Here is a 2,258-nt window from a genome sequence, read left to right as displayed (position 1 = left end):
CTCTTGAAGTGTCTTAAATTACGATACCATTATAGAGAGAGGGAAATCTGAATGCGGGTCTTTTTTAGTTTTAAGTTTAATAACACTTGGGAATGGAAAAAACATGAAAAATTTAAAAATTGCTGTTGCTGGTACTGGATATGTGGGATTGTCCATAGCTGCGTTGCTTTCACAACATCATGATGTAGTTGCTGTAGATATCGTCCCCGAAAAAGTACAAATGATTAATGAACGTATATCTCCTATACAGGATGAATTTATCGAAAAATATCTTTCGGAAAAAGATTTACACTTGACGGCAACACTTGATTCAAACGCAGCTTACAAAGATGCCGACTATATCATAATTGCAACACCGACTAATTATAATAGTCAAACTCAGCATTTTGATACATCGGCAGTTGAAGACGTAATACAGCAGGTTATAACACAAAATCCGGATGCTATTATGGTCATCAAATCTACAATTCCTGTGGGTTATACAAAAACTGTCCGGGAGAAATTCGCAAGTAACAATATTATATTCAGTCCTGAATTTTTACGCGAATCAAAGGCTCTTTATGACAATTTATATCCTAGTCGTATTATTGTTGGCACCGATTTAGATGATGAACATTTAGTTAAGGCCGCACACGAATTTGCAGACCTTTTACAAGAAGGTGCCCTCAAAAAAGACATTCCAACACTTTTCATGGGATCTACAGAAGCAGAAGCAGTCAAATTGTTTGCTAATACATACTTAGCATTACGTGTAGCCTATTTTAATGAATTAGATACTTATGCCGAAAGCAAAGGATTAAGCACACAACAAATTATCAATGGTGTTTGTTTAGATCCTCGAATTGGCAATCACTATAATAATCCTAGTTTCGGTTATGGTGGTTATTGTTTGCCAAAAGACACAAAACAGTTGCTTGCAAATTATGCAGATGTGCCTGAGAACCTTATCGAAGCAATTGTAGCAAGTAATCGAACTCGTAAAGATTTTATTGCAGATCGCGTCTTAAGTCTAGCCGGTTATTATGATTATGGAGAAAAAGCTGAATTTTCCAAAGATACTGAAAGGACCGTCACAATAGGCGTATATCGTCTCACCATGAAAAGCAATAGTGATAACTTTCGGCAAAGTTCTATACAGGGAGTTATGAAACGTATAAAAGCTAAAGGGGCAACAGTCATAATTTATGAACCAACCCTACAGGATGGCGAAACATTTTTTGGTTCAATGGTTATAAATGATTTAAAAAAATTCAAAGAATTATCACAGGCAATTATCGCGAATCGATATGATAAGAGCTTAGATGATGTAAAAGAAAAAGTTTATACTCGCGATATTTTCCAGCGAGATTAATACAACGAGGTAAAAAAATGATTATTACGCAGACTCCTTTCCGCATGTCCTTTTTTGGCGGTGGAACCGATATGGAAAATTTCTTTAATGAACACGGTGGTGCGGTATTATCAACTACATTTGATAAATATTGCTATGTAAATGTGCGGCATCTGCCACGCTTTTTTGACTACTCTACGGAATTATCTTATTCAAAAACTGAACGAGTAACCAATGTAGAAGATATTCAACATCCTGCAATTCGGAATGCTATGAAGATGCTCGATATGCATGAAATTCGTCTTACATATGAAGCAGATCTTCCGGCGCGCTCCGGTTTAGGAACATCAAGCTCTTTTGCGGTTGGAATGTTAAACGCCTTTTATGCATTAAAAGGTAAGTATGCAGATAAAAAGAAATTGGCCGATGAGGCTATTTATCTGGAACGAAACCTTTGTCAAGAAGCGGGAGGATGGCAAGATCAAATTGCGGCATCATTTGGCGGCTTCAATCGGATAAATTTTAGCAACGGTGGATATGAGGTTCTGCCTGTTATTATTTCTCCTGAACGTAAAGAGCAACTTAATCATAATCTTATGATGTTTTTTACAGGTTTTACGAGATTTTCCTCAGAAGTACAAAAGGCAAACTCAGCAGGAAATATTGATCGTACAGCACAACTAAAAGAAATGTTAACGTTAGTTGATGATGCAGAAGATATTTTAACTGGTGCAAATAAGAATCTGGATGAGTTTGGAAAAATGCTTGATCATACCTGGCGACTTAAAAGACAAACAGGAGCCGCTGTATCTACAAATTGTATCGATGAGCTTTATGAAAAGGGGATTGCAGCGGGAGCATTAGGAGGCAAACTTCTTGGTGCTGGTGGCGGTTGCATTTTACGGAGCTCAGCGGTCGCCATTCTGTT

2 protein-coding genes are annotated in these 2,258 nt (G+C 37.2%); both read left to right on the top strand.

Going from position 1 to position 2,258, the window contains the following annotated elements; translation table 11 throughout:
* The first annotated feature begins 103 nt into the window (after nt 1-103).
* Nucleotides 104-1,351, top strand: coding sequence for a nucleotide sugar dehydrogenase (locus tag DXA87_RS17670; protein ID WP_015552311.1), 1,248 nt, complete (start codon nt 104-106; stop codon nt 1,349-1,351).
* A gap of 17 nt (nt 1,352-1,368) precedes the next feature.
* Nucleotides 1,369-2,258: kinase (locus DXA87_RS17665; protein ID WP_117505595.1), on the top strand; the 890-nt coding region annotated here is incomplete at its 3' end.

Source organism: Desulfotomaculum sp. OF05-3, from assembly GCF_003435535.1.
GTDB classification, from domain to species: Bacteria; Bacillota; Clostridia; order Lachnospirales; family Lachnospiraceae; genus Pilosibacter; species Pilosibacter fragilis.
This window is presented reverse-complemented; position numbering and strand designations above follow the sequence as displayed.